The organism is Bacillus sp. B15-48 (assembly GCF_016879755.1).
In the GTDB taxonomy this organism is placed as follows: domain Bacteria; phylum Bacillota; class Bacilli; order Bacillales; family Cytobacillaceae; genus Mesobacillus_B.
The window spans coordinates 1-5,543 of the sequence record NZ_WOFU01000025.1; the positions used below are offsets into that span (position 1 = coordinate 1).

Below are 5,543 nucleotides of genomic sequence, written 5' to 3' on the forward strand. Positions count from 1 at the left end.
TTCCACAAAGCTCAGCTGCTCGTGCAAGTGTCAGTTTTCTTGCAGTAAATAAATACATAGCTAATGATAAATTAACATCTTCATCAATTGATTCCACATTTTTTCCTTTTAAAAAAGGCAAAAACTCCGGGTTAATTCCAACTTTTGCTTTTGATTCCTCCATGGCCAATGGGATCATCCCTCTCTGCTAATTCGTTATTTTAATTATTACACCTGAATGAAATAACAGAAACATTCATTTAGTGATTTAGCTCAACCAGAATGTAGTCAACTTCCCTTTAGCACACTAAAAGCTAGAAAAATGCAAATCCCCTTCTTTGGAAGCATAGGGACGTACCCAACGCTTCCAAGGAAATTTCATCGTTGGCCTCACCGTTACTTAACAGCAGATTTTAATGGTTACCTATCAAACTTGGCATATACTTTTAGCTGCAACCTTAACAAGATCCCCAGGAAATTCCTATTTGTTTCCCACATCATAAAAAATCATCAACCCACTAAACAATAATTAATATTAAGAAGAAGCACAAGGTACGTCCCCATGCTTCCCCTCTCGTGCAAAACTTCCGATCGTCCTCTTTAAGAACTGCCTCCGTGTTTCCCATGGATACGATCGGTATGTGTATAGATGTTGAGTGATTTCCCTCTGACGAAGCCGACTGTGGTAATGCCTAGTTGGTCGGCTAAGTCTAAGGCTAGTTCGGTTGGGGCTGATTTGGAAACGACAATTTCACAGCCGATTTTGGCGCATTTGATCAATATTTCCGATGAAATACGGCCACTAAAAATGAGCACCTTATCATGCAAGGAAATTTGATTCTGCAAACAATATCCGTAGATTTTGTCTAGGGCATTGTGGCGCCCAATGTCTGCCCGAGTAACAACGATGCCATTTTGATCGCAAAGAGCGGCATTATGGACGCCACCTGTTTCTTGAAAAACCGTAGCCGATTGATGCAGTTGCTCCATCATTCGAAAACAATCTTCAATTGAAATCGATAAACGATATGGCTTCATTACTTTGGCCGTACGAGCATCGTTTAAAAAGTAAAATCCCGTTCTCCCTTTTCCACAACAAGAGGTAATATATCGTTTCGTCAAGAATCGTTTAAACAGTTCATTCACATTCTCTGCGGTCACATGTGCCAATCCATCTCTTTCGTCGATCCAGAGATTCTTGATATCTTCAATTCTACTAAGAATCTTTTCAGATAATAAAAATCCGGCTATTAATTCCTCTAGATGGTCCGGCGTACAGACGATGGTCGTGTATTCCTCGCCATTGATTTTAATCGTACAGGCAAATTCAGTCGCGACTTTGTCCTCCACCCATGAGGCTACATTATTTTCATAAGTTAACACTCTTCTGCTTGCAACAGGTTTATTTTTCAAAAACCCCACTTCCTAAAAATAGCATATTTCCTAACAATCAAAAAATTCTGTTATTTATACCCCTGTAAAAATTAGATCCGTTCAATTCGCACCGCGCATGCTTTAAATTCGGCCGTGCCGGCGATTGGGTCCGTTGCTTGAATCGTTAAATGATTTGTATTCGTTTGCTCGGGAAAATGGAAACTCATAAACACTAATCCTGAATAAACTTTTTTACTAATCTTGACTTTGGTTGTGACCGTCCCCCTCCTAGATGAAACCCTCGCCATGTCTCCATCTTGTAACCCTAAAGCGGTCGCATCTTGTTCACAAATCTCGAGGAATTCTTCGTTATTTTTCATTTTCTTATAATCTTGAGTTTGCACCCCTGTATTATAAAATGAAAGTCTTCTTCCGGTTGTTAATAAAAATGGATAATGCTCATCTGGCTCCTCAGCAGGCGGCTGATAATACGTTGGTTTAAACGGCGCTCTGTTTTGAACATCGTCTTTCCATAACCACGAGTGAAGATAACGGGTCCCCGGATGGGATTCGTCTGGACATGGCCACTGAATTCCACCCTCGTTGTCCACCCTTTGATAGGAAATCCCAGCAAAGTTTGGCGCCACTTGACGAATTTCTTCCCAGATCTCTTCCGCTGAAGAATAATTCCAATTCGCGCCCATACAGTTGGCAATATCCTGAACAATCGAATGGTCTTGGCGCGCACTTCCTGGCCCTTGAATAGCGGGGCGAACCCTTTGAATTCGACGCTCCGAATTGGTAATCGTTCCATCATTTTCTGACCAGCCGCAAGCAGGCAGGACGACGTCTGCCATCTGAGCCGTTTTCGTCATTAAAATATCTTGGACGACGATAAAATCAAGACTATCAAATAAGTTTTCAACATGGTTGCCATCCGCATCGGATTGGACAGGGTTTTCACCAATGACATAGAGTGCTCTCAATTCTTTTGCTTCGATCGCATCAAGCATCGCTGTTTGATGTTTCCCTACCTTTTCTGGGACCTCCACTCCCCATACCTTTTTAAAAAGTTCTTTAGCTTTTGGATCATCATAATCCCAGCCCCCGGTTAAGCGATTAGGTAATGCGCCCATGTCGCCACTACCTTGGACATTGTTTTGCCCCCTTAATGGATTTAAGCCTGATCCTTCTTTACCAATATGACCGGTTAATAAAGCAAGATTAATAATCGAAAAGACATTTTCGGTCCCGTTATGGTGCTCGGTAATGCCTAATGTCCAGTTTATAATCGCTTTTTCTGCCAGGGCGTACAGTCTAGCAACATAGCGAATGTCTTCCGCTGGCACCCCGGTTATTTGCTCTGCCTTTTCAGGCGAATAGGCTTGAACATGCTCTTTGTACGCTTCGAAATCAAAAGTCGCTCGGTCGATGAACTCTTGATTATACAAGCCCTCTTCGATAATCACATGACCCATAGCATTGGCAAGGGCGATATCGGATCCCACTTTGACCGGCAGCCATTTTTCAGCGAGTTTAGTCTGGTCAATTTTTCGCGGATCAATCACAATTAGCTTTGCGCCATTTTTCACTCCCCGCCTCATATGATTAAAAATAATCGGATGACATTCTTGAGTATTGCTTCCCCACGTGATAATCACATCGGTATTTTCTAACTCATCATAAGACGTCGTAGCCGCCCCAGTTCCAAACACAGTCACCAGACCGGTGACGCTCGGTGCATGTCAGGTTCGGTTGCAGCTATCAATATTGTTCGTACCAATAACGGTTCGCATAAATTTTGCTGCTAAATAATTCAGTTCATTGGTCGAGCGTGAGGAGCTAAAACACCCCAATGCATCTGGTCCATATTTCGTTTTTGTATCGTTAAAATTTCTCGCAATCACTTCTAACGCTTCGTCCCATGAGGCAGAAACAAACTGACCATTTTTTTTAATCAACGGTTCGGTTAACCTTCGCGAACTGTTAACATACCCCCAGCCTAATGCACCTTTAACACAGGTTTCACCATGACTTGAAGGATTGTTTTTATCGCCTTTTACTTTTACAATTTTGCTATCCTCTGTTTCTATGATTAAACCGCACCCTGTTCCACAAAAGCTGCAAATCGTCTCTGTTGTTTTAACTCCCTCCACTGTCGCCATTCGTACAACCTCCTTTTAATTACACGGTTTCTACTTCCGCTCAGTCAAGTAAGGCAATTGATATTGTAATTAGTATATATATATCAGAATATTAAGTCAATTTAACTTACACTTTCATTTGACCGTCAAATAGATTTCATAAATGGAGGCTTTTCGTTTTATCCCACTCTTAACGGGCAGTAAGACCCTACCTTAAGAGTAATTTTGCGAAAATTAAATGCCTTGTTTAATTGCAGAATTTCTCAATCCTTCATACAAGTCTGGAAAACCATGCGTTATATACCAATAAGCTCCTCAAAAGCCCGCATTATGAAGGGAATAATATCCGTTTCCTGTGCTAAGGTTAAAGAGATCAAGCTCGTTGACGTCGGCCGCCTGCCAGTGAATCAACTGCGCGGTCTTTTAAGTGGAGCATATTGGTTGATTCAAGTGCACGAGTGACTGCTTCTTCAGCTTCTTTAGACCACTGTTTCATAGGGGATCAATACAATTTGTTTGGACCATACACACGATTATTGATGGATAGCTTCTCTCCTGCTAATCGTTTCAATAATGTACGCTTCCAACTTTCAGCTAGAAACGGGCAAGAATAAAGTTCTTCTGCTAGCTTTAAATCCTCTTTTTTTATATGCATGACTTCATTGCACTTAGAAATAGTCCATTGTGGATAGGGTCGTTCTAGCAATGTCAACGAAGATTCTTCTTGAACAAAACCTTCCTTTAAAACGCGAAAATACCATCCCGTTCTTCCCGATTGCTGGATAAGGAAAGCAAAGTCTATCAGGCGAAAACGACGAGCAGGCTTCCAACATGGTTGCCGTGGTTGCGATACTTGAATAACTGCATCAGCGATTTGATAAGTATCACCTATACATACAGAGTGCTCATCCATAGAATGAACAGCCATGTTCTCTCCCATTGCACCAATATCAATTGCTGCTAACCCCAATTCTTCCTTCCAAAAATCATAATGTTTAATTGGATAGGCAAAGATTGCTTTCTCTGGGCCACCATGGTTCTTTGTGTCAGCTACTTCATCACCTAATAATCCTGTTTTATTAAGCCAAACCTTATCATGAACAAAATGTTTAAATATGCCACTCTCCCATTGTCGAGCCATTGGATTTGCAGCATTAGGATTACCTGTTTTCTTCACTTTACCGACTAATAGCTTTTTTATGTACGGTGCACTCATCGTGATTCCTCCTTAACTCCCCAACCTTTTTGACAGTAAAGCATGATTCTTTTGAATAAAAGGAGATTGTTTAAAAACAATCCTTTTTTTGGATTTGTTTAAACAGATATTAAATGTACTTGTTCAATGAAGGTTTTATTCGTGTAAAAAGAGAACATATTCACTATTACGTATAATTCTTGTAAACAAACAGATCCCCCTATGCTTGTCTTAACAATCGCAGTATTCAAATACATTTAGAAAGGTTTCTCTCTCTCAAGCCAGCTGGTGTTCGGCAAACTCACGATATAGCGGATGAGTTAGGATTAATTCTTGATGTGTTCCTATTCCAGTGACTTTGCCTTTTTCAATAAAAATAATTTAATCGGCGCGACAATCGATTCTTTTCTGACTCTATTAACAAATATATTTATAAATATATTCATCAACGCTTTTAATTCTAGTACTCGGAATCTTAAAACGCAAAAAAAACAGCCATTTTCAGCTGTTTTTTGTGTTTTGCCTGGCAACGTCCTACTCTCGCAGGGGGAAACCCCCAACTACCATCGGCGCTTTAGAAGCTTAACTTCCGTGTTCGGCATGGGAACGGGTGTGACCTTCTCGCTATCGCCACCAGACGATTATTAAAATGAGGTTTGTTCCCTCAAAACTAGATAAAGTTTGTAAGAAGAAAAGCAATTCGAGTATCAATCTTAACTTATTAGGTTAAGTCCTCGATCGATTAGTATCAGTCAGCTCCACACGTCACCGTGCTTCCACCTCTGACCTATCAACCTGATCATCTTTCAGGGATCTTACTAGTATAAACTATGGGAAATCTCATCTTGAGG

3 protein-coding genes, 2 rRNA genes and 1 pseudogene are annotated in these 5,543 nt (G+C 40.8%); all 6 read right to left on the bottom strand.

The genetic code is table 11. The annotated features are described in order from the left end of the window. Positions 1-579 precede the first annotated feature (579 nt). Entirely contained in the window at positions 580-1,392 is an 813-nt protein-coding gene (fdhD, locus tag GNT69_RS25130; protein ID WP_203557721.1) for a formate dehydrogenase accessory sulfurtransferase FdhD, read from the bottom strand. 71 nt (positions 1,393-1,463) lie between these two features. Beyond that, positions 1,464-3,518 carry a formate dehydrogenase subunit alpha gene (gene fdhF / locus GNT69_RS25135; RefSeq protein WP_239094466.1) on the bottom strand — a complete coding sequence of 685 codons (2,055 nt, stop codon included), beginning with the start codon at positions 3,516-3,518 and terminating at the stop codon, positions 1,464-1,466. Between the two features lie 317 nt (positions 3,519-3,835). After that, a pseudogene (locus GNT69_RS25970) lies at positions 3,836-3,993 on the bottom strand (cobalamin/Fe(3+)-siderophore ABC transporter ATP-binding protein); the annotation flags it as partial. Positions 3,994-3,999: 6 nt separating this feature from the next. After that, positions 4,000-4,713, bottom strand: a complete 714-nt coding sequence (locus tag GNT69_RS25145; RefSeq protein WP_203557724.1) for an MOSC domain-containing protein — start codon at positions 4,711-4,713, stop codon at positions 4,000-4,002. Positions 4,714-5,213: 500 nt separating this feature from the next. Further along, positions 5,214-5,330, bottom strand: a 5S ribosomal RNA gene (gene rrf / locus GNT69_RS25150). An 84-nt stretch (positions 5,331-5,414) separates the two neighbouring features. Continuing rightward, a 23S ribosomal RNA gene (locus GNT69_RS25155) occupies positions 5,415-5,543 on the bottom strand; the annotation flags it as partial.

What these genes read in the sequence shown, in the direction of transcription:
- GNT69_RS25145 (WP_203557724.1), bottom strand. Translation starts at nt 4,713, where the DNA reads ATGAGTGCACCGTACATAAAAAAGCTATTAGTCGGTAAAGTGAAGAAA.